This window comes from Kitasatospora sp. NPDC017646 (genome assembly GCF_044329365.1).
Taxonomy (GTDB): Bacteria; Actinomycetota; Actinomycetes; order Streptomycetales; family Streptomycetaceae; genus Kitasatospora.
Window position 1 is genome coordinate 88,881 of the sequence record NZ_JBIRJC010000013.1, and the last position, 21,894, is coordinate 110,774.

The 21,894-nt window shown below is 73.8% G+C and carries 15 protein-coding genes; 3 read left to right on the forward strand and 12 right to left on the reverse strand.

Going from position 1 to position 21,894, the window contains the following annotated elements; translation table 11 throughout:
• Positions 1-152: 152 nt before the first annotated feature.
• The 6 genes from guaA to ACH4J0_RS21530 all read right to left on the reverse strand — a co-directional run bounded on the left by guaA (position 153) and on the right by ACH4J0_RS21530 (position 11,426).
• Entirely contained in the window at positions 153-1,721 is a 1,569-nt protein-coding gene (guaA, locus tag ACH4J0_RS21505; protein WP_396242140.1) for a glutamine-hydrolyzing GMP synthase, read from the reverse strand.
• Positions 1,722-2,725: 1,004 nt separating this feature from the next.
• Positions 2,726-4,447, reverse strand: a complete 1,722-nt coding sequence (locus ACH4J0_RS21510) for a hypothetical protein (protein ID WP_396242141.1) — start codon at positions 4,445-4,447, stop codon at positions 2,726-2,728.
• 263 nt (positions 4,448-4,710) lie between these two features.
• Positions 4,711-6,513, reverse strand: a complete 1,803-nt coding sequence (locus ACH4J0_RS21515; RefSeq protein WP_396242142.1) for a GMC oxidoreductase — start codon at positions 6,511-6,513, stop codon at positions 4,711-4,713.
• Between the two features lie 67 nt (positions 6,514-6,580).
• Positions 6,581-8,224: a succinic semialdehyde dehydrogenase gene (locus tag ACH4J0_RS21520; protein WP_396242143.1), complete on the reverse strand. Its 1,644-nt coding sequence runs from the start codon at positions 8,222-8,224 to the stop codon at positions 6,581-6,583.
• A 118-nt stretch (positions 8,225-8,342) separates the two neighbouring features.
• A complete protein-coding gene (locus ACH4J0_RS21525) occupies positions 8,343-10,172 on the reverse strand; it encodes a protein kinase (RefSeq protein ID WP_396242144.1) in 1,830 nt (609 codons plus the stop codon).
• Between the two features lie 162 nt (positions 10,173-10,334).
• Positions 10,335-11,426, reverse strand: coding sequence for a protein kinase (locus tag ACH4J0_RS21530; protein ID WP_396242145.1), 1,092 nt, complete (start codon positions 11,424-11,426; stop codon positions 10,335-10,337).
• A 306-nt stretch (positions 11,427-11,732) separates the two neighbouring features.
• Here ACH4J0_RS21530 and ACH4J0_RS21535 point away from each other — a divergent pair, with 306 nt between their 5' ends.
• On the forward strand, positions 11,733-11,936 hold the full coding sequence (locus ACH4J0_RS21535; RefSeq protein ID WP_396242146.1) for an SHOCT domain-containing protein: 204 nt from the start codon (positions 11,733-11,735) through the stop codon (positions 11,934-11,936).
• A 3-nt stretch (positions 11,937-11,939) separates the two neighbouring features.
• Here the strand turns inward: ACH4J0_RS21535 and ACH4J0_RS21540 are convergent, their stop codons facing one another.
• Complete coding sequence (locus tag ACH4J0_RS21540) at positions 11,940-13,874, reverse strand: serine/threonine-protein kinase (RefSeq protein WP_396242147.1); 1,935 nt, start codon at positions 13,872-13,874, stop codon at positions 11,940-11,942.
• A 252-nt stretch (positions 13,875-14,126) separates the two neighbouring features.
• Between ACH4J0_RS21540 and ACH4J0_RS21545 the strand changes: the two genes are divergently transcribed.
• The gene (locus tag ACH4J0_RS21545; protein ID WP_396242148.1) at positions 14,127-14,693 is read left to right on the forward strand and encodes a hypothetical protein; all 567 of its coding nucleotides are present in this window, start codon (positions 14,127-14,129) and stop codon (positions 14,691-14,693) included.
• Between the two features lie 360 nt (positions 14,694-15,053).
• On the opposite strand, the gene ACH4J0_RS21550 is transcribed toward ACH4J0_RS21545, so the two are convergent.
• From ACH4J0_RS21550 to ACH4J0_RS21565, 4 genes are all read right to left on the reverse strand, one after another.
• Positions 15,054-16,181, reverse strand: coding sequence for a GuaB3 family IMP dehydrogenase-related protein (locus tag ACH4J0_RS21550; protein WP_396242149.1), 1,128 nt, complete (start codon positions 16,179-16,181; stop codon positions 15,054-15,056).
• 159 nt (positions 16,182-16,340) lie between these two features.
• The gene (gene guaB / locus ACH4J0_RS21555) at positions 16,341-17,843 is read right to left on the reverse strand and encodes an IMP dehydrogenase (RefSeq protein WP_396242150.1); all 1,503 of its coding nucleotides are present in this window, start codon (positions 17,841-17,843) and stop codon (positions 16,341-16,343) included.
• A gap of 270 nt (positions 17,844-18,113) precedes the next feature.
• Positions 18,114-18,824, reverse strand: a complete 711-nt coding sequence (locus ACH4J0_RS21560) for a sigma-70 family RNA polymerase sigma factor (protein WP_396242151.1) — start codon at positions 18,822-18,824, stop codon at positions 18,114-18,116.
• A gap of 323 nt (positions 18,825-19,147) precedes the next feature.
• Positions 19,148-19,759: a response regulator transcription factor gene (locus ACH4J0_RS21565; RefSeq protein ID WP_014136228.1), complete on the reverse strand. Its 612-nt coding sequence runs from the start codon at positions 19,757-19,759 to the stop codon at positions 19,148-19,150.
• A gap of 561 nt (positions 19,760-20,320) precedes the next feature.
• Between ACH4J0_RS21565 and ACH4J0_RS21570 the strand changes: the two genes are divergently transcribed.
• Positions 20,321-20,647, forward strand: a complete 327-nt coding sequence (locus ACH4J0_RS21570; RefSeq protein WP_270146499.1) for a WhiB family transcriptional regulator — start codon at positions 20,321-20,323, stop codon at positions 20,645-20,647.
• Positions 20,648-20,744: 97 nt separating this feature from the next.
• Here ACH4J0_RS21570 and ACH4J0_RS21575 read toward each other — a convergent pair whose 3' ends face one another.
• Positions 20,745-21,743, reverse strand: a complete 999-nt coding sequence (locus ACH4J0_RS21575) for a LysR family transcriptional regulator (RefSeq protein WP_396242152.1) — start codon at positions 21,741-21,743, stop codon at positions 20,745-20,747.
• Between the last annotated feature and the right edge of the window lie 151 nt (positions 21,744-21,894).

Here is a 21,894-nt window from a genome sequence, read left to right on the forward strand (position 1 = left end):
CCGGGGCGGGGGCGGTGGGGGGGGGGGGCCGGGGGGGGGGCGTCGTCCGGCCGGGGGGGGGGCCGCCGGCCCGGGGGGCGGTCCCGCCCCCCGCCCCCCCCCCCGCGGCCGTTCGGCACCGGCTGAGGGCGGGCCTCAGCCGCGCGGGAGTGCTACTCCCACTCGATGGTGCCCGGCGGCTTGCTGGTGACGTCGACGACGACGCGGTTCACGTCGCGGACCTCGTTGGTGATCCGGGTGGAGATCTTCGCCAGCACGTCGTACGGCAGTCGCGACCAGTCGGCGGTCATGGCGTCCTCGGACGAGACCGGGCGCAGCACGATCGGGTGGCCGTAGGTGCGGCCGTCGCCCTGCACGCCCACGCTGCGCACGTCGGCGAGCAGCACGACCGGGCACTGCCAGATCTCGCGGTCCAGACCGGCCGCGGTCAGCTCCTCGCGGGCGATCGCGTCGGCATCGCGGAGCAGGTCCAGGCGCTCCTTGGTGACCTCGCCGACGATCCGGATGCCCAGGCCCGGGCCCGGGAACGGCTGGCGCTGGACGATCTCCTCCGGCAGGCCGAGCTCCTGGCCGACCATCCGGACCTCGTCCTTGAACAGCTTGCGCAGCGGCTCGACCAGCTGGAACTGCAGGTCCTCGGGCAGGCCGCCGACGTTGTGGTGGGACTTGATGTTGGCGGTGCCGGTGCCGCCGCCGGACTCCACCACGTCCGGGTACAGGGTGCCCTGGACCAGGAAGTCGACCGACTCGCCGTGCACGCCGGCCTCGGCGACGATCTCGGCCTGGGCCTGCTCGAAGACGCGGATGAACTCGCGGCCGATGATCTTGCGCTTCTCCTCGGGGTCGGTGACCCCCTTCAACGCGTCCAGGAAGCGCTCGGAGGCGTCGACGACCTTCAGCTGGACGCCGGTGGCGGCCACGAAGTCCTTCTCGACCTGCTCGGTCTCGCCCTTGCGCATCAGGCCGTGGTCGACGTAGACGCAGGTCAGCCGGTCGCCGATGGCCTTGTTGACCAGGGCGGCGGCGACCGCGGAGTCCACGCCGCCGGACAGGCCGCAGATCGCGCGCTTGTCGCCGACCTGCTCGCGGATCAGGGCGATCTGCTCCTCGACCACGCTGCCGGTGGTCCAGGTCGGGGCGATGCCGGCGCCGCGGTACAGGAAGTGCTCCAGGATCTGCTGGCCGTGGTCGGAGTGCAGCACCTCGGGGTGGTACTGGACGCCGTAAAGGCGGGCCTCGTCGTTCTCGAAGGCCGCGACCGGGACCAGGTCGGTGGAGGCGGTGACGGTGAAGCCCTCCGGGGCGGCGGAGCAGGCGTCGCCGTGCGACATCCACACCGAGTGCTGCGCCGGGACGCCCTCGAACAGGGTGGAGCCGGTGCGGGAGACGGTCAGCGGGGTGCGGCCGTACTCGCGGGCGCCGTTGTTGTCGACGGTGCCGCCCAGCGTCTTGGCCATCAGCTGGAAGCCGTAGCACATGCCGAAGACCGGGACACCGGCCTCGAAGATCGCGCGGTCGAGCTGCGGCGCGCCCTCTTCGTAGACCGACGACGGACCGCCGGAGAGGATGATCGCCTTGGGGTTCTTGGCGAGCATCTCGGCGACCGGCATGCTGCTCGGCACGATCTCGCTGTAGACCCGCGCCTCACGCACCCGACGGGCGATGAGCTGGGCGTACTGGGCACCGAAGTCGACCACCAGGACGGTGTCGTTGTCCGGCACGGACTGGACGGGAATTGCAGAGGACACAGACGGCCTTCCGGCAGCGGTATCGAGGTGTCGCGCTGAACCGCCTCCCCGGCGGGGGCTGCGGCGGCGGACGGGTGTGGGGTGTCTGGACACCGATTCTACCGGGCTGTCCGGTTTCACTCGTCTGCCCGTCCAAAGGACCGTGACCGGGCGGGGCCGCGGTTCGTTGCTTCTGACGACCGGACGGCGGCGCCGCGTCCGCCAGACGCGCCGCCGCCCCCGACCGGGGGCACCGCCGTACGGACAGCAGGACCACGCGTGGAGCTTCACCCCAGTCCACCGGCGCACGTGGCGCCGCCGCCCCGGCCCGCCGGGAGCGCGGCGCCGTGGGACCGTGCGCGGGTGCCGCGGCCGGCCAGCAGGGGACAGCGACCCCGGCCGCGACTGGGCCGAGGTGGGACGGCCGGCTCCCGGGGACGCCCGGGAGCCGGCCGTCGCACCGACCGTTCGATTCCGGGGCGCGCTCCCGGCGCACTCCCCCCACCGTCCCGCGCCGCTACGCGCGTCCCCGTGCGCCGCTGCCCTCTGGACCACTACGGTCCGTGATCATTCGGCGCACCGTCGTCGGCACACGGACTGGTTCCAACTGCGCCGAACCGGTTGCAGAGCAAGGCCTCCGTCCAGCACGATGCTCCCTGTGAACGGTTCTCCCGGCCGTCGGCAGGCGCGCCGCGGAGGTCCGGGACCGACATCTCCGCCGTCGCCGCGCAGGGAGGCGACAGCGGTTGTCACTTCACGCTCCGTGAGCGGGGGACCGGTGCAGACCTGCCCGCCGACCCTCCGTCGCACGGGACCGCGCCCCGCTCCGCCGGCCATCCACGTCGGCGCCGTAGGGACGCGACCGCGAGCCAACCGACAGGACGGCGCTCCTCCCCCGGCGCCGTCACCCCAGCACCTGGCGCAGCCCTGACGCCGAGTGCTGACCGACAAAGGGCCCCGTTCCCCCGCGGGGCCCTTTGCCCTTTCCCGTGCCCCTCCTACGGGTGGTCGCGCCAGACGCTCGGATCGACCGGCTCCTCCGGCGGCCGCGGCGCGGCCCCGGGCAGCGGCGCCCCGGTGGCGGGGCCGGGCGGGGCGTCGTGCGAGCCGAGCACCTCGCTCACCCCGATCACCGCCGCGTCCGCGACCGGCCCGGCCGGATACGGCACCTGCGGCGGCACGCCCGGCGGCACCGGCCCCGTCGGCGGTCCCTGCGGCGGGCCCGCGTAGCCGGGCCCGGCCGGGTACGGCACCTCCGGCGGCACCGTCCCGTAGGCCCCGTACGGCGTCGCGCCGGGCGGCACCGGTCCGTACGGCCCCTTCGCGCCCTGCCCGCCGAGCGCCGCCAGCAGCGCGGGCACCAGCAGGGCGCCGACCAGGGCCCACACCGCACAGGCCGCCAGCACGCCGAGGAACACCAGGCCCGCCGAGGTCTCCTGGGTGGACGTCGAGTTGTTCACGCCGCCCCAGCTCCCCGACGTCGGCGCCAGGAAGGACACCGAGGTGCTGGCCAGCCCGCCGGAGGCCGCCGTCAGCGCGGTGAGCAGCACGGCGTACACAACCGCCAGCCGGAGCCGGTCGGCCGCGTCCAGCCGCCGCCGGTAGGCCGTCCAGCCGAGCACAGCCGCCGCGGCGAGCGCCAGCAGGCCGGTCCAGCGCCAGTCGGCGGTCTCGCCGTGCAGGTCGAAGAAGGAGAACTCCCGGTGGCTGTCCCGGTTCTCGCTCCACCCCGGGACGCCGCCCACGGTGCTGCCCGACCGGAGGGTGGCGCCCGAGCCCAGACCGAGCAGCAACAGGCCGAGGTTGGGCAGGAAGGCCAGCGAGAGCGCCGTCTGCCAGCCCTGGTCGCTGGTGGCCGCGACCAGCACGAAGGCCGTCACCGAGGCCAGGCCCAGGGTCAGCGCGAGCGCCTGGCCCGCGGTCAGCGCGGCCACCGCCCAGCCGCGCACCGACCGGCTGCGCCAGGCGGCCCAGCGCAGCGCGTCGGTGCCGTGGACGACGAAGGCCAGCAGCCCGCCCGCCAGGAGGGTCCAGCCCACCGCCCAGATCCAGCCGGAGTCCGTGCTGAAGGACGGCTTGAGGCCCGGGCCCGTGCCGTAGTAGCCGCCGTCGGTGTTCCCCGGGTTCCAGTCGGTACCGGCGACCAGCCCGAGCACCACGGTCACCAGTCCGAGCACCACCGCCGTGCGCAGCGCCTCGCCGGCGGCCTGGACGCGGGTCAGCTGGGAGCCGTCGGCCTTGCGCCGGCGCAGCCCGGCCCGCAGGCCGAGCCAGAGCGCCAGGCACCACAGGACGGTGACCGTCATCGGCACCATCCAGAAGGTGATGTCCAGGTTCTCCGAGCGGCTCCTGGTGACCGGGTTCCGGAAGCCGAGCCGGAACGGCGCGCCCAGCGCGTTGAGCGCCATCGCCAGGGTCGAGAGGAAGCGGTCGCCGAAGCCGGGCGTCGGGAAGGCCCGGTCGAGGGTGTAGTCGCTCGGGATCGCCGCGACCAGCGCCGCCAGGAGCAGCACCACGGTCGGTCCGACGGCCACCCGCAGGGCCGGGCGCCAGTTCGCGCCGGTCAGCCAGCGCACCACCGGCGACTGGGCGGCCTTCGGGTAGTACGGCTGCCCGGCGCCCCAACTGCCCACCGCGGGCGGCCCGCCGACCGGCGGGTACCCGACGCCCTGACCGGGCGACGGCGGGTGGGACCCGGGCGCCGCGGCGGACGGCGGCACGGCCGGCTGCGGTACGGCGGGCAGGGCGACGGCCGTCGGGGGCGGGGGCGGGGGCGGGGGCGGGGGTGCCGTCGGCCGTCCGCACGAACCGCAGGCGGGCGCCCCCGCCGCCGAAGTCGCGCCGCACGATGCGCAGTTGGCCATGGCCCGCATTCCCCCCGCTCGACGAGTCCCTGGTCCCCCAGGGAGCCCGTTTATCCCATCGGACCCGAACGGATGTCAACCGGGAAGCGGCCCGGGCGGGTTGGCCCTCCGGGCCCGGTTCAGCCGCTCTTCTTCGGGACCTCCGGGACGGGCAGCAGCGGCAGTCGCAGCGCACCGAAGGCGCCCTCCGGAACGGCCGGACGCACCGGCGCCACCGGGTCGACCCGGCGGTAGGCCTCGCCCTGGGCCGGGCGCCGGTCCGCCTCACCCTTGTTGGGCCACATCGACAGCGCCCGCTCGGCCTGCGCGGTGATGGTGAGCGAGGGGTTGACGCCGAGGTTGGCGGAGACGGCCGCGCCGTCCACCACGCTGATCCCGGGGTGCCCGTACAGCCGGTGGTACGGGTCGACCACGCCGGTCTCGGGGGCGTCGCCGATCGGGCAGCCGCCGAGGAAGTGCGCGGTCATCGGGACGTCGAAGATCTCGCCGACGGTGCTGCCCGGGAAGCCGTTGATCTCGTCGGCCAGCGCCTGGGCGCCCTTCTCGGCGGCCGGGATCCAGGTGGGGTTGGGGGTGCCGTGCCCCTGGCTGGAGGTGAGCCGGGGCTTGCCCAGCGGGCCCTTCTTGAGCGAGACGGTGATCGAGTTGTCCAGCGACTGCATCACCAGGCCGATGATCGTCTTCTCGGACCAGCCGCACTGGTTCATCGAGCGGGCGAAGGTCACCGGGTGGAGCACCGAGTTGCCCAGGTAGCGCAGCCAACGCGGAGCCTTCCCACCACCCTTGACCTGGGCGATCGACAGCGCGCCCATCGCGTTGGAGCCCTTGCCGTAGCGGACCGGCTCGATGTGGGTGTTGGCGTCCGGGTGGATCGAGGAGGTGATCGCGACGCCCTTGGTGAAGTCCGCCTTGGTGCCGTAGCGCCGGTCGGTGGTCTGCGCGCCCACCAGCGCCTCGGAGTTGGTGCGGGTCAGCTCGCCGAGCCGGTCGGAGATCCTCGGCAGGTGGCCGGCGTCGCGCATCCGGTGCAGCAGCGACTGGGTGCCGTAGGTGCCGGCCGCGACCACCACCCGGGCCGCGGTGATGGTCCGGGCGCCCGCCTTCACCCGGTCGGTCCTCGACCGGGAGTCGGTGCGGCGCACGTCCACCGCATAGCCGCGGTTCCCGGCTTCTCCGAGCTCCCGGATCCGGGCCACCGTGGTCAGCGGGTGGATCTCCGCGCCGCCCCGCTCGGCCAGGTACAGGTAGTTCTCGGTGAGCATGTTCTTGGCACCGTGCCGGCAGCCGGTCATGCACTCGCCGCACTCCACGCAGGCCTTGCGGGCGGGGCCGGCGCCGCCGAAGTACGGATCGGCGACCTCCTCGCCGGGTGCCGCCCCGGCGGTCCCGTCGGTGTCCTTGCCGTCCCCGAAGAAGACGCCGACCGGTGCCATGTGGAAGGTGTCCCCGACGCCCATCCGCTCGGCCGCCGCCTTGAGGTGGACGTCGGACGGCGTGACGGTCGGGTTCAGCCGGACCCCGAGCATCCGCTGCGCCTGGTCGTAGAACGGCGCCAGCTCCTCCTGCCAGTCGGTGATGTGGCGCCACTGGCGGTCCTCGAAGAACGCCTTCGGCGGCACGTACAGGGTGTTGGCGTAGTTCAGCGAGCCGCCGCCGACCCCGGCGCCGGCCAGGATCAGCACGTTGGCCAGCAGGTGGATCCGCTGGATGCCGTACAGCCCGAGCTGCGGCGCCCACAGGTAGTTGGGCAGGTCCCAGGAGTTGCGGGGCAGTTCGTCCCGCTCGAAACGCCGCCCGGCCTCCAGGACGGCGACCCGGTAGCCCTTCTCGGTCAGCCGCAGCGCCGCGACCGAACCACCGAAGCCGGAGCCGACCACGACCACGTCGTAGTCGAACTCCGCCGCACCGCCGGACTCCACCATCTGCCACTGCTCCTTAGGGGGTCGAACCTGTCTGGGGGAACGCGAGTCGGGGCCACCCGAACCGGCGCTACTTGAACCGCAGCGCCTTGAGCGCCCGCAGCCCGCCGGTCAGCACGGCGGCGAACTGCTCGTCGTCCAGCCCGAACGAGGGCGCGATCGGCATCAGCCGCTGGGTGGCGATGGTCTGCGCCTCGGTGAAGCGCAGGATGCCGTCGGCGCCGTGCCGCCGGCCCAGCCCCGAGTCGCCCATGCCGCCCATCGGCGCGGCCACCGAGCCGTACGCGGCCGCGTAGGCCTCGTTGACGTTGACCGTCCCGGTGCGCAGCCGGGCCGCGACCGCCCGGCCGCGCCGAAGGTCCCTGGTCCAGACGCTGGAGTTCAGGCCGTACGGCGTGGAGTTGGCGGCGGACACCGCCTCCTCCTCGGTGTCGAAGCGGTAGACCGAGACCACCGGGCCGAAGGTCTCCTCGCCGCAGACCGCCATCTCCGGGGTCACCCCGTCCAGGACGGTCGGCTCGTAGAAGTACGGTCCCAGGTCGGGCCGGGCCCGCCCGCCGGTCAGGACGGTGGCACCGGCCTTGACCGCCTCCTCCACGTGCCGGGCGGTGGTGTCCAGCTGCCGGGCGGAGACCAGCGAGCCCATGTCGGCGCCGTACGCCAGGCCGCCACCCAGTCGCAGCGCCCGGGTGCGGGAGACGAAGCGCTCCAGGAACCGGTCGGCCACCGAGCGGTGCACCAGCAGCCGCTCGATCGAGATGCACAGCTGCCCGGCCGAGGAGAAGCAGGCCCGCACGGCGCCCGCGGCGGCCGCGTCGACGTCGGCGTCGGAGAGCACCAGCATGGCGTTCTTGCCGCCGAGTTCGAGCGAGGCGCCGACCAGCCGGGCGGCGGCGCGCTGGGCGACCTCACGACCGGTGCGGGTGGAGCCGGTGAAGGAGACGTAGTCGGCGTGCTCCACCACGGCGGGGCCGATCACCGGGCCGTCGCCGATCACGACCTGCCACAGGTCGGCCGGCAGCCCGGCCTCGATCAGCAGTTCCCGGGCCCACAGGCCGGTCAGCGCGGTCTGGGTGTCGGGCTTGTTGACCACCGCGTTGCCGGCCACGAAGGCGGGCAGCAGGTCCCCGACGCACAGCTCCAGCGGGTAGTTCCACGGCGAGATGTGGCCGATCACGCCCTTGGGGCGACGGGCCTCCACGGTGTGGGTGAGCACCGGCAGCGCACCGCCGCGGCGCCGGTCCTTCAGGTAGCCCTGGGCGGCGCGCCCGTAGTGCCGGGCGGCCATGGCGACGGCCAGGACCTCCTCGAAGGCGTGCAGCCGGGCCTTGCCGGTCTCGGCCTGGACCAGGTCCAGGGCCTCGTCCTGCCGCTTGAGCAGCAGGTCGTGGAAGCGCAGCAGCACGGCCGCGCGGCGGCGCACCGGCAGCGCGGCCCAGGCGGCCTGGGCGCGGCGGGCCAGCTGGAAGGCGACCTCGACGTCGGCCGGGGTGGACTGCGGCAGACCGGCCAGCCGCTCACCGGTCAGCGGGGCGACGGTCTCCACCACGCTGGGCTCGGCGGTGGCGGTGACCCCGGCGGCCAGCCGGTCGACCAGGGACCGGGGGACGGCGGAGGCGACGGTCCGGCCGCCGCCGGGGGCGGTCGGATTGCCTCCCGCGGGGGAGGCGCCGGGGTGTTCGGTGGCCACTGCGTCTGCTGTGAGGTCCGACATACGGCGCAGCCTAGGCCTTCGGCGCCCGACGCGGTACCCGTCGGTAACAAGAATCTGCCGCAGTCGGGCGAAAGCGGGGCGCTCCGCCCTTACGGGGCGGCCCCGCCACGGATCCCGCTCAGCGCGTGGGCGTGAAGTGGTTGAGCACCGTGGTGAACCGCTGCTCGGTCTGCTGCCATTCGTCGCCCTTGTCCGGGCTGGACGCGTAGATCGCGTAGGCGGTGCCGTCCTCGTCGATGAACTCGGTCTCGATCGCCCGCCGGCGTCCGCCCTCCTTGGCCGCGTAGCTGAACTCCCAGGTGGCCGCCTCGTGGCCGTTCACCACGGCGCCGGCCATCCGGTGCTGCTTGTAGTCCTTGAGCGACTTGGAGACGTTGGCCTCCATCTGCCGCATGTGGTCCAACGGCCTGACCGACTGGCCGACGGTGACGGCGAACTGCAGGTAGTGCACCCGGTTGTCGGGGCTGTAGAAGATCTGGTTGGCGTCGGTGCCGAGGCTGCGCTGCCAGGCCGGGGTCGTGACCGGCATCGGGAAGCGGAAGCCGGCCGGGTCGTCGACCCAGCGGTAGCCGGCCGGTGCGGGCGCGTCCGGGGTCGGGGTGCCGGTCGGGTCCGTCTCGGTGGGCTCGGGCGTGTCCGGCTGCCCGGTGGGCACCGGGTCGGCGTCGTGGGAGCCGGTGATGTGCCGGGTGGCGAGGAAGGTCGCCGCGGCCGCCAGCACGCCGACCGCCAACGCGATGGCGACCAGCTTCATCCGGCTACGGCGTTTGGCCGGACCGCGAGCGGGCGCGGAGGAGTGCACGACCGGCGCGCCCGCGGAGGTGTGCGCCTGCCCGACGACGGCCGTGCCCCCGGAGGTGTCCGCGACGGCCCCGACCGGAACCACCGGGACGACCGGAACGGGCTGGGAGGACGGCACGGCCGCCACCGCGGTCGCGACCGGACGCGGATCCGTCGGGTCCTCCGAGCCCTCCACGCCGCCCGGACCCTCCGGCGTCACGAGGACGGTCCCGTCCTGCCCCGCGCTGCGGTCCACCACCGGCACCGACTGGGTGGGCGTGCGCACCGGCGCGGCCGGCGACCCGATCGTCTTCAGGCCCATGGTGTGCCCGGCCTGCACCTCGGCCAGCATCCGGGCCGCCTCGTCGGCGCTCGGCCGGTCGGCCGGGTCCTTGGCCATCAGCGCGGCCAGCACCGGCCCGAGCGGCCCGGCCCGGCGCGACTCCGGCAGCGGCTCGTCGACCACCGCGGCCAGCGTGGTGATCGGCGAGTCCCGGCGGAACGGCGACTGGCCCTCCACCGCCGCGTACAGCGTCGCCCCGAGGCCCCACAGGTCGGAGGCCGGCCCGGGCCGCTCGCCCTGGGCCCGCTCGGGCGCCAGGTAGTCCGGCGAACCGACCAGGTCGCCCGGCCGGGTCAGCTCGGTCGAGCCCTCGTACTTGGCGATCCCGAAGTCCAGCAGCACCACCCGCCCGGTGCCGCGCTCCAGCAGCACGTTGGCCGGCTTGACGTCCCGGTGCAGCACGCCGAGCTGGTGGCCGCGGTGCAGCGCGGCGAGCACCTGGCTGCCGACCTCGGCGGCGGCGCGCGGCGGCAGGGTGCCGTCCTGGCTGATCACGTCGGCCAGCGAGCGGCCGTCGACCAGCTCCATCACGATCCACGGCCGGCCGTCCTGCTCCAGCACGTCGTGCACGGTGATCACGCCGGGGTGCTTGATCCGGGCGGCGGCGCTGGCCTCGCGCTTCATCCGCGTGTGGAGGATCTGCAGGTCCTCCTCCGGCAGGTGGTTGACGGTCAGCTCCTTGACCGCGACCTCGCGGTCCAGCATCCGGTCCCAGGCCCGCCAGACCGTGCCCATCCCGCCCCGGCCGAGCCGCTCGCCGAGCTCGTACCGCCCGGCCAGCAACCGCTCCACCTCGGCCGCCTCCGGCCGGTCCTGCACGCCCATCGGCGACCGCTCCCCCTCTCGATTCCACCTGCCGTCACCGCGGCGGAAAGCCCGCTGCAGACCACTGTTCGAACAGATCCCACGGACACCCTAGGCGCACCTCGCCGAGCCCGGTAATCTCGCCCACCCCCCGGACCGGCGGACCGGCGGGTGAGCGGGCCGTCAGCCCGCGAACAGCACCACGGCAACGATGCCCAGCACCAGCAGCAGGAACACCCCTCCCACCAGCAGCGGTCCCAGCAGGGCCGGTGACGTCCGGGAGCTCCTCCCCCCGCCCCGCGCCGGGCCGGACTCCGGCGCGACCCCGTCCGACCGCCCGCGCCGACGCGGCCGCAGCGGCACCAACGGCGCCTCCGGCTTCAGCTCCACCTCCCGCGCCGTCCGCTCCTCGTCGGCCGGCTCCGGGGCACCCGCCAGCAGCGCCGCCAGCTCGCCCCGCACCGCCTGGGCGGTGGGCCGCAGCGTGGGGTCGGGCTGCAGCAGCCGCTCGACCAAGGGTGCCAACGGCCCGCAGACCACGGAGGGTTCACGCCGCCCGTCCCGAACCGCCGTCACCAGCTCCGGCACCCCGACCTCCGGGTAGGGCGAGCGGCCGGTGACCATCCGCTGCAGCAGCGCCCCGAGCGCCCAGCAGTCCCCCGCCGGGCCGCCGTCCAGCGGCCAGCGCTCGGTCACCGGGCCGACCAGCGTGGCCCGCACCTCGTACCGCCGCCGCCCGCCCGGCCCGCCGAGGTCCTCGGCCAGCGCCTCCTGCGCCACCCCGGCGAGCAGCCCGCCGAGCATCGCCGCGCCGTCCTCGCAGACCAGCACCGACTCGGCGGTCACATTGCCGTGGGAGAGTCCGGCCTCGTGCAGCGCCCGCAGCGCACCGGTCAGGTCGGCCGCCAACTCGGCCGCCCGGTACGGCGGGAGCGGACCGGCGGTGAGCAGTTCGGCCAGCGTCCGGCCCGCCGGCCGCTCGTCCACCGTCCACAGCAACTCGCCGTCGACGAAGGCACCGACCCCGCGCAGCAACCGCGGATGCCAGGCCGGCGCGGCCGAGCCGACCGCCGCCACCCGCCGCACCAGCCGGTCCCCGTGCCCGGGATCGGGCTCGTCCGGCTCCTGCCCCCCGGTCAGCAGAGCGGGCAGCTCCACGGCGCGCAGCAGCACCGATTCACCGGTGCGCTCGTCCACCGCGAACGCGCGCAGCAGTTCGGGACGGTCCGTCAGCCGGTACCGACCCGCCATCAACTGGCCGGGGTCGCCTCGCATGCCAGTTCCTCTCGCTCACCGAGCAGCCTACTGAGCGGCTCCTTCACGCTCGATCCCATGGACTGGACCGATCTGATCGACACCGCCTTCAAGGTGACGGGCAACAGCGACCGAGCCGACCAGGCCGAGGCCGTCCGAGGACCCGGTGGCCTCCACGGCCGGGCGACACCCCGACCACTTCCGCAGGGGCGTGCTGGTCCTCACCGCCCACCGTCTGCTCTTCCTGAGAGACGGGAAACCACCGGTACCGGTTCCGCTCACGGCCGTCACCGACGCCACCGTGACCCGCACCAGTTCAACGGCGAGGTGCTCACGATCGTCGCACCGACCGGCTCCCACCGCTTGGAGGACGTCACCAAGGGCGTGGTCTTCGCCGAACGGATGCCCTCCGACGCCGCTCCCTCCGTCGACCGACTCGTCGACCGGTCGGAGCGGTTGGCCGCCCTGCGGGCGTCCGGCGCACTCACCGATGAGGAGTTCGGCCGGGCGGAGCAACGCCTGATCGGCTGAGCCCTACGGCGCCGGCTGGAAGCTGTTGAAGACGACGTCCCGGGCCGGGGCCTGAGCGGCCCACTGCGCGTCCGGGACGATCCAGTAGATCGAGTACCCGTACTTGGCCGGGTTGCCGGTCACGAAGCCCCGGTTGAGCGAGTGGGTCCTGGGCGTCCCGTTGGTCCACTCCCAGTCCGCCGCGTTGCTCCACTGCCGGTAGGTGATCGCCGCCAGGTTCAACCGCTGGTAGTTCGTCACCTGGCCGCGGACGTTCGGCTCCGACTCCTGCCAGTCGGCGAGGGCGCTCGCACCGGGCGAGGTGGTCCACTCGATCCGCAGCTGGCTGCCGTCGGCGGAGTTCTTGAAGATCCGGCGGTTGGAGTCCGACCCGGCCGGCTGCAACCAGTCCGGCAGCGTGACGGAGAACCCGCTCGGGTCCTGGTACGCGTGGTAGCCGGCCGGCACAGCACCGCCCGTACTCTGCGCCGGCGCCGGCGCCGGCGCCGGCTCGGTCGCGGGCGCCTGGGCCGCCGTGGTCGCCGGCGGCGCGGCGACCGAGGACTGCGTGGTCGCGCCCGGCTCCGCGGCCGTCCCCGCAGGAGCCGGCTCCGCCGTGGCCGCCGCCGGACTCTGACCCGGCGTGGCCTCCGTGGTCGCCGCGACCGGCGAGGTGGCACCCGCACTGTGGGTGCTCGCCCCCTTCGCACCGCCGTCCCCGCCCCCCACGGCCTGAACCACCGCGACGATCCCGGCGATCAACAGCAGCACCAGCACCACGGTGACCACCGCCAGCCGCCGCCGCCCCTTGCGCGGATCGGCCCCGGCCGCCTGGGTCGCCCCCATCGTCCACTCACTGGTCACCGGCCGGATCGGCTCGGCCGCCGGACTCGGCGCCGGCTCGACCACGGCCTTCGCGACGGGTTCCGCCGCGGACTCCTCGTCCCGGGCCCGACTGCCCACCCGAACCGTCCCGAGCAGCCCACCCACGGTCCGCTTGGGAGTCGGCGCTTCCGCGCCCGCGGCCTTCAGGGGCGGCTCGGCCTCCTCCGCCCCACCCCCGCCCTTCTCGTCCTTCCCGCCCCCGACCGGCATCGCGTGCTCGGTGGTCGACTCCGCCTTCGCGGTCGCCTCCGCCACCACCCGCTTGAGCATCGACCGGGTCTGCGAGGCGTCCAGCCGCTTCGTCGGGTCCTTCTCCAACAGCCCCTCGATCACCGGCAGCAGCGGCCCGGCGTTCGCCGGCACCGTCAGCTCCTCGGTCATCACCGCGGTCAGGGTGGCCAGCGCCGAACCCCGGTCGTACGGCGGCCGTCCCTCGACCATCGCGTACAACGTGCCGCCCAGCGACCACAGGTCGGCCGGCGGCCCGGGCTTCTGCCCGCGTGCCCGCTCCGGGGATATGTACGAGGGCGCGCCGACCAGCATCCCGGTGGAGGTGATCGAGGCGTCGCCCTCCACGCTCGCGATCCCGAAGTCGGTGAGCACGACCCGGCCGTCCTCGCCGATCAGCACGTTGGACGGCTTCACGTCCCGGTGCAGGATGCCCAGCGCGTGCGCCGCGCTCAGTACGCCCAGCACGTCCAGCGCGATCTCCGCCGCCCGGGCGGGTGCCAGCGGCCCGTCCTCCCGGACGACGTCGGCCAGCGAGCGGGACTCGACCAGCTCCATGACGATCCACGGCCGGTCGTCCTCGTCGACCACGTCGAAGACGGTCACCGCCGAGTTGTGCCGGATCCGCGCGGTCGCCTTCGCCTCGCGCAGCGTCCGGACGATCAGCCGGTGCTTCTCCTCCTCCTCGACGCTGGCGTTCATCCGCAGTTCCTTGACCGCGACGGTCCGGCCCAGCATCTCGTCCTCGGCGCGCCAGACGGTACCCATGCCACCGCGTCCGAGCACGCCGTTCAGCCGGTAGCGGCCGGCCAGGAGGCGGCCGGTGGAACCCTGCGCCTGGGTCATTCGGAACGTTCCCCCATGTGCTGCTGGCGGTCGTGGTGACGGCGCGTCGGCCCGGCCCGGGCCCGAACGCCCAAGCCTCCATCATCCCCTGTCCGGAGGGGCGGCTACCACCCGCCCCCCGGCCCAAGCCGGGACGAACCGGAACGGGTGCGACGCTCTGTGCCCGATCTGTGATCGAAAACTCGCCAAGATCTGCCCGAAGCGCTGCTACCGTTCGGCAGCTCATCGTCTTTCCGGGGGGACTCGACGCCCATGACCGCACCCGCACCGGGCGCTGACGGCCCATCGCTCCGCTCGCGCACCGCCCAGCACTACTCGGTCGCACCCGCACTCGACACCCCCGAGGGCTACGTCGCCCCCGGCATGCCCGGCGTCCCGGTCACCGGCTACGACCCCGGCACCCCCGCCGCCCCCCGACGCCCACCCCGCCGCCGCACCGCCCTCGCCCTCCTCCTCGCCCCACTCGCCGCCCTCCTCGCCGGCCTCGCCTACGGCTGCGCCCCCCTGCGCGCCGCCGACAGCCTCGGCTGGCTGGCCATCGCCCAAGCCGGCCTGGTCGCCCTCCCCCTCGGCCTGCTCGGCGGCCGGAACCGCTTACTCCCACCCCTCGGCGCCCTGCTCTCCGCCGCCGCCCTCCTCCTCGGCCAACTCACCCAGCAGTTCCGCCTCGTACACCCCGACACCCCCACCCCGCGCACCCTCCTCCACACCACCCTCACCTCCTGGCGCGCCGACCTCCGCCCCCTCGACCTCGCCTTCTACGCCATCGCCCTCATCGGCGGCTTCCTCCTCACCCACCGCCTGGCCAACCGCCCCTGACCACCCCCACGGCCCCCCGACCCCACGCCCCACCCCCTCACCGCCCCCACCCCCACACCCCGACCAGGCGAGAGGGACGCGCTGCGGGAGGGGGCGGTGGAGGGGGTGGGTGCGGAGAGGGGCGTGACGGGTGATTTTCAGACTGCCAACGACGCCCAACCCCCCACCCACAGAGTCGGCAGTCCGAAAATCACCCAGCCCCCGGAGCGCCCACCCCCGGAACCGCCCCCGGCGTCACCCACCCTCCCGAGAGCCCACCCCCCAACAACACCCCCCACCACAGCACCCCCACCCCACACAAAAGCCGAAGGCCCCCACCGGCAACCCGGCAGAGGCCTCCCTCACTGCATCAGCTCATCCTCAGCGGTGATCCAGCGCCGGGTTCACCGTCACCTCAACCCGCTGGAACTCCTTCAGCTCCGTGTACCCCGTAGTAGCCATCGCCCGCCGCAGCGCACCGAACAGGTTCATGGTCCCGTCCGGAGTGTGCGACGGCCCGGTCAGGATCTCCTCGGTGGTGCCGACCGTCCCGAGGTCCACCCGCTTGCCCCGCGGCAGCTCCTCGTGGACGGCCTCCATGCCCCAGTGGAACCCCTTGCCCGGCGCGTCCGTGGCCCGGGCCAGCGCGGCGCCGATCATCACCGCGTCGGCGCCGCAGGCGACCGCCTTCGGGATGTCGCCGCTGTAGCCGACGCCACCGTCCGCGATCACGTGCACGTAGCGCCCGCCGGACTCGTCCATGTAGTCACGCCGCGCCGCCGCCACGTCCGCGACCGCGGTCGCCATCGGCACCTGGATGCCCAGCACGTTGCGGGTGGTGTGGGCGGCACCGCCGCCGAAGCCGACCAGCACGCCGGCCGCGCCGGTCCGCATCAGGTGCAGCGCCGCGGTGTAGGTGGCGCAGCCGCCGACGATCACCGGGACGTCCAGCTCGTAGATGAACTGCTTGAGGTTGAGCGGCTCCGCGGCGCTGGAGACGTGCTCGGCCGAGACGGTGGTGCCGCGGATGACGAAGACGTCGACCCCGGCGTCCACGACGGCCTTGGAGAACTCGGCGGTGCGCTGCGGCGAGAGCGCGGCGGCGGTGACCACGCCGGAGTCGCGCACCTCCTGGATCCGCTGCTTGATCAGCTCGGCGCGGATCGGCGCGGCGTAGATCTCCTGGAGGCGGCGGGTCGCGATGGCCTCGTCGGTGATCGCGGCGATCTCGTCCAGCAGCGGCTGGGGGTCCTCGTAGCGGGTCCAGAGGCCTTCGAGGTTCAGCACGCCCAGGCCGCCGAGGCGGCCGATGGCGATGGCCTGCTGGGGCGAGACCACGCTGTCCATCGGGGCGGCCAGGAACGGCAGCTCGAAGCGGTAGGCGTCGATCTGCCAGGCGATCGAGACCTCCTTCGGGTCACGCGTACGGCGGCTGGGGACGACGGCGATGTCGTCGAAGGCGTACGCCCGGCGGCCGCGCTTGCCTCGCCCGATCTCGATCTCAGTCACTTCGAGCCCTTCTGGTTTGTTGCTCATGCCCGCCGGGTCACCCCGGCCGCCCCCAGTATCCCGTACTACCGCCTGCGGCGCCCCGACGGCCCGTGCCCCGAACAGGCGAGGGGCCCACCACTGCGGTGCAGCGGCGGGCCCCTCGGCCGATCAGTGCGTTCAGCGGGACGAGTAGTTCGGCGCCTCGACGGTCATCTGGATGTCGTGCGGGTGGCTCTCCTTGAGGCCCGCCGAGGTGATCCGGACGAAGCGGCCCTTGCTCTCCATCTCGGCGATGGTGCCGGCACCGACGTAGCCCATGGTCTGGCGCAGGCCGCCGACCAGCTGGTGCAGCACGGCGGACAGCGGGCCGCGGTACTGCACCTGGCCCTCGATGCCCTCGGGCACGAGCTTGTCGTCCGAGGCGACCTCGGCCTGGAAGTAGCGGTCCTTGGAGTAGGAGCGGCCCTGGCCGCGGGACTGCATGGCGCCCAGCGAACCCATGCCGCGGTAGGACTTGAACTGCTTGCCGTTGATGAACAGCAGCTCGCCCGGGGACTCCTCGCAGCCGGCCAGCAGCGAGCCCAGCATCACGGTGTCGGCACCGGCGGCCAGCGCCTTGCCGATGTCGCCGGAGTACTGGAGGCCGCCGTCGCCGATGACCGGCACGCCGGCCGCCTGGCAGGCCTGGGCGGCCTCGTAGATGGCGGTGATCTGCGGGACGCCGATGCCGGCGACGACGCGGGTGGTGCAGATGGAGCCGGGGCCGACGCCGACCTTGACGCCGTCCACGCCGGCGTCGATCAGCGCCTGGGCGCCGTCCCGGGTGGCGACGTTGCCGCCGACCACGTCGACCCGGACGGCCGACTTGATCTTCTCGATCCAGGCCAGCGCGTTGTGGCTGTGGCCGTGCGAGGTGTCGACGACCAGGAAGTCCACGCCCGCCTCGACCAGGGCCTGGGCCCGGTCGAAGGCCTCGGCGCTGGCGCCGACCGCGGCGCCGACCAGCAGACGGCCCTCGGCGTCCTTGGCGGCGTTCGGGTACTGCTCGGCCTTGACGAAGTCCTTGACGGTGATCAGGCCCTTGATCCGGCCCTCGTCGTCGACCAGCGGGAGCTTCTCGATCTTGTGGCGGCGCAGCAGCGCCATCGCGTCCTCGCCGGAGATGCCGACCTTGCCGGTGATCAGCGGCATCGGGGTCATGATCTCGCGGACCTGGCGGCTGCGGTCCGACTCGAAGGCCATGTCACGGTTGGTGACGATGCCGAGCAGCTTGCCGGCCTCGTCGGCGATCGGGACGCCGGAGATGCGGAACTTGGCGCACAGTGCGTCGGCCTCGGCGAGCGTGGTGTCCGGGCCGACCGTGATCGGGTCGGTGACCATGCCGGACTCGGAGCGCTTCACCAGGTCGACCTGGTTGGCCTGGTCCTCGACCGACAGGTTGCGGTGCAGCACGCCGACGCCGCCCTGACGGGCCATCGCGATGGCCATCCGCGCCTCGGTGACCTTGTCCATCGCCGCGGACAGCAGCGGGATGTTGACGCGGACGTTCCGGGAGACCCGGGAGGAGGTGTCGACCTGGTTCGGCAGCACCTCGGAGGCCCCGGGCAGCAGCAGGACGTCATCGAACGTGAGCCCGAGCATGGCGAACTTCTCGGGTACGCCTGCGGCGTTGTAAGACATGTGGGGAGTACCTTCCGTGGCCGGCCTAATCCGCTCGCGCCCAGAGGGAAGGGGCGCGTTGATCGCTCACTCGCGCAGACCGCCGAAAGCCGGGTGGGTTGGAGGAACCTCCAAGGGAACCCCGTGCGCACCCGCGAAACTTTGGCAACCTGCCCAGGCGCCGATACCCCATGGTACTGGCACCGTGAATGTGCCCTCGTATGCCCTTGACAACAAGCGCCCCCGCCCGCTCATTCCACCCACGGGACCGCCCCTGGCCTGCGCCTGCGCTCAGGAGGACTCCTCCGCGAGCGCCCGCAGCCGGCTGAGCGCCCGGTGCTGGGCCACCCGGACGGCCCCCGGCGACATCCCGAGCACCTCGCCGGTTTCCTCCGCCGACAGTCCGGCGGCCACCCGCAGCAGCACCAGTTCGCGCTGACGCGCCGGCAGGTTGGAGAGCAGTTCCTTGGCCCAGGCCGCGTCGCTGCTGAGCAGTGCCTGCTCCTCCGGGCCGAGCGCCTCGTCCGGCACCTCCGGCAGGTCGTCCTGGGGCACCACGGTCGAGCCGGGTCCGCGCATCGCGGCCCGCTGCAGGTCGGCGATCTTGTGTGCGGCGATGCCGTAGACGAAGGCCTCGAACGGCCGTCCCTGGTCCTTGTACCGGGGCAGCGCGCACAGCACCGCGACGCAGACCTCCTGGGCGACGTCGTCCACGTGGTGCCGGGCCCCGCCGGGCAGCCGGACCAGCCTGGCACGGCAGTACCGCAGCGCGAGCGGGTGGACGTAGGCGAGCAGCGCGTCGATGGCCGGCCCCTCGCCGCGCACGGCGGCCGCGACCAGTTCGCCCACCAGGGGCGAGCCCCCCGTGCCGAGCACCGGCGGGCGGCCCGGGCCGACTTCGGCGCCGCCGGGATCCGCGTACGACGGATCGTGGCCCGGGTCGGAGGGCTCGGCCTCCCCCGGGTCCACCTGGCCGGCCACACCGGCGACATCGTCGCGCATCGGTCCATGGTGCCTGGTCGGCCGGGAAAACGCGGCACCGCGTCCGGAGTTGTGCACCGGAACGTTATGCGCTGCGGCACCGCCCGGCGCGCCGCGCACCACCGGCCCCTCCTGCACCGTGCCGCCTCCCGCCCCGCCGCCGTGGGTGGTCCCGTCCGCCGAGTGTCCTGCGGTTGCGTGGTTCGCCGCAGTGCCTGTCCGCTGGTCCCCGAGGTGCTCCACTCCTCCATGGTGCAACCTCGGGACCGTAACGTCACACGCCTGTGCGGCGTCCGCTCCGGAATTCGACGGCGGCGCGCCGCCACCGGCGGCGCCGCCGGTGGTCAGCGGACCAGGCCCCAGCGGAAACCCAGCGCCACCGCGTGCGCGCGGTCGGACGCCCCGAGCTTCTTGAACAGCCGTCGGGCGTGGGTCTTCACGGTGTCCTCGGACAGGAAGAGCTCGCGCCCGATCTCGGCGTTGCTGCGTCCGTGGCTCATGCCCTCCAGCACCTGGATCTCACGCGCCGTCAGGGTCGGCGCCGCGCCCATGTCGGGGCTGCGTAGCCGACGCGGGGCCAGCCGCCACGTCGGGTCGGCGAGGGCCTGGGTGACGGTGGCCCGCAGTTCGGCGCGCGAGGCGTCCTTGTGCAGGTACCCGCGGGCACCCGCGGCCACCGCGAGCGCGACGCCGTCGAGGTCCTCGGCGACGGTGAGCATGATGATCCGGGCGCCCGGGTCGGCGGACAGCAGCCGCCGGACGGTCTCGACCCCGCCGAGGCCGGGCATCCGGACGTCCATCAGGACGAGATCGGAGCGGTCGGCCACCCAGCGGCGGAGGACCTCCTCCCCGTTCGTCGCGGTGGTGACCCGGTCCACACCGGGTACGGTCGCGACGGCGCGGCGAAGCGCCTCGCGGGCGAGCGGGGAATCGTCGCAAACGAGAACGGAAGTCATGACCGTCGTCCTCCGCAGCTGATCCGCGTCACGTTGAGCCTCCTGGCTGGTACGAACCTCTCCGACACGGCCGATCGGCGACAGACTTCGTACTGATCGCCCCGACTTGCCCGCGATCGTTCCCGACGTCCGGCGCCCGCTAACCGCCTCCACACTTCCAACGACCGTCACTCGAATGAGTTACGGCCTTCAGGGCATCTCCACCACTGTACGTGGCCGATCCGTTACCGATCAGCCGCATCGCGGTGCACACGCCGCACTTTTGCGCAGCTCGCGCGCGGTCGGCGTACGACCCGCACACCGGTGCGGCGTGTCGCGCGCCCCTCTGCCACTCGATTGCCGCACCCGGACCAACGAAAGCCCTTGCCCAGTTTGCCCGTTTTTATAGCTTTCGTATGGTCATTGACTGTTGTGCCAGTGTGTGGGTGACTTGTCCATGGAGTTGCCTTAAGTCATATTTCCAGGTGTCCACACCAGCGCGGGACGCCCCGCCGGGCACCGCTCGGCAGCAGCCCGCCGAGAAGCCCGGCCGCCGCCGACCGCCTCTGAAGGGAATGAGCCATGGCAGATTTCTCCCGTCTCCCCGGTCCCAACGCGGACCTCTGGGACTGGCAGCTCTCGGCAGCCTGCCGCGGCGTGGACAGCTCGCTCTTCTTCCACCCCGAGGGCGAGCGCGGGGCGGCGCGCAGTTCGCGCGAGGCCAGCGCCAAGGAGGTGTGCATGCGCTGCCCGGTGATCGCGGAGTGCGCCGCGCACGCCCTGGCGGTCCGTGAGCCGTACGGCGTCTGGGGCGGGATGACGGAGGACGAACGCGAGGAGATGCTGGGCCGCTCGCGGCACCGCCTGGTGGAGGTCCCGCTGGCCCCGCCGGCGATCGCGCACCGCTAGACCCGCCTCCGCGGTGCAGCGTGGAGAAACGTTTCTTCGCGCCACCTCAAGCTGCTACCGCCCGGCAGGGGGCACGACGCCCCCCGTCGCCCACCCGTCAGCGGTCGGCCGCCGCGCCCGCCAGCCGCTCCTGCATCAGCGCGACGGCCGGGACCTCGGCCAGGTCCGGCAGGGTCAGCGCCACCACCTGGCGCACCGCCGGCACCCCGGCGGCCGTCCGCACCGGCACCGTCGACACGCCGTCAGGACGCACCGACTGCAGCGCCAGTCGGGGCAGCACCGCCACCCCGAGCCCGGCCGCGACCAGGCCGACCACCGCCGGGTAGTCGTCGGTCGCGAAGTCGATCCGGGGCTCGAAGCCCGCCCCCGCGCACAGCTCCACCAGGTGCCCCCGGCACTGCGGACAGCCGGCGATCCACTGCTCCCCCGCCAGTTCGGCCAGCCCCACCGGGCCGCCCCTCCCGGCCAGCGGGTGGGCGGCGGGCAGCAGGCCCACCAGCGGGTCGTCCAACAGCGGGGTGACCACCAGATCGGACCAGTCGGTGCCGGCCGACAGCTGCTGCGCCTCCAGGTTCGCCTCGGCCCTCGCCTCGCGCGGCGAGCCGTGCGCGGGCGCGGGCGCCGCGGTAGCGCCGTCGGACTGCGGGTAGCGGAAGGCCAGCGCGATCTCGCACTCGCCGCCGCGCAGCATCGCCAGCGACTCCGGCGGCTCGGCCTCGACCAGCGACACGCGCACCCCCGGATGGCTGTCCCGCAGGCGGGCGACCGCGGGCGGCACCAGGGTGGAGCTCGCGGTCGGGAAGGAGACCAGCCGCACCCGCCCGGCCCGCAGCCCGGCTATCGCGGCGACCTCCTCCTCGGCGGCGGAGAGCCCGGCCAGGATTCCGGTGGCGTGCTTGAGCAGGACGCGCCCGGCCTCACTGAGCTGCATCCCGCGGCCCGAGCGGACCACCAGCGGGGTGTCCACCGACTTCTCCAGGGCCTTCATCTGCTGGCTGATGGCAGGCTGCGTACACCCCAGCTCGCGAGCGGCGGCGGAGAAGGAGCCGGTGCGGGCGACGGCACGCAGGACGCGCAGATGGCGGGCCTCGATCATGCCTCAGTTATAAGGCAATCTTTGCATTCTGCAAAATTCTGCTGATAGTTGAAGGCTGGAGCACCGACGCAACCCGGCTGGAGGCCCGCACGGCCGGAGGCCCGCCGAGCGGGCGCACAGCGGCCGGAGGCCCGGCCCGCAGCCCCTCGGG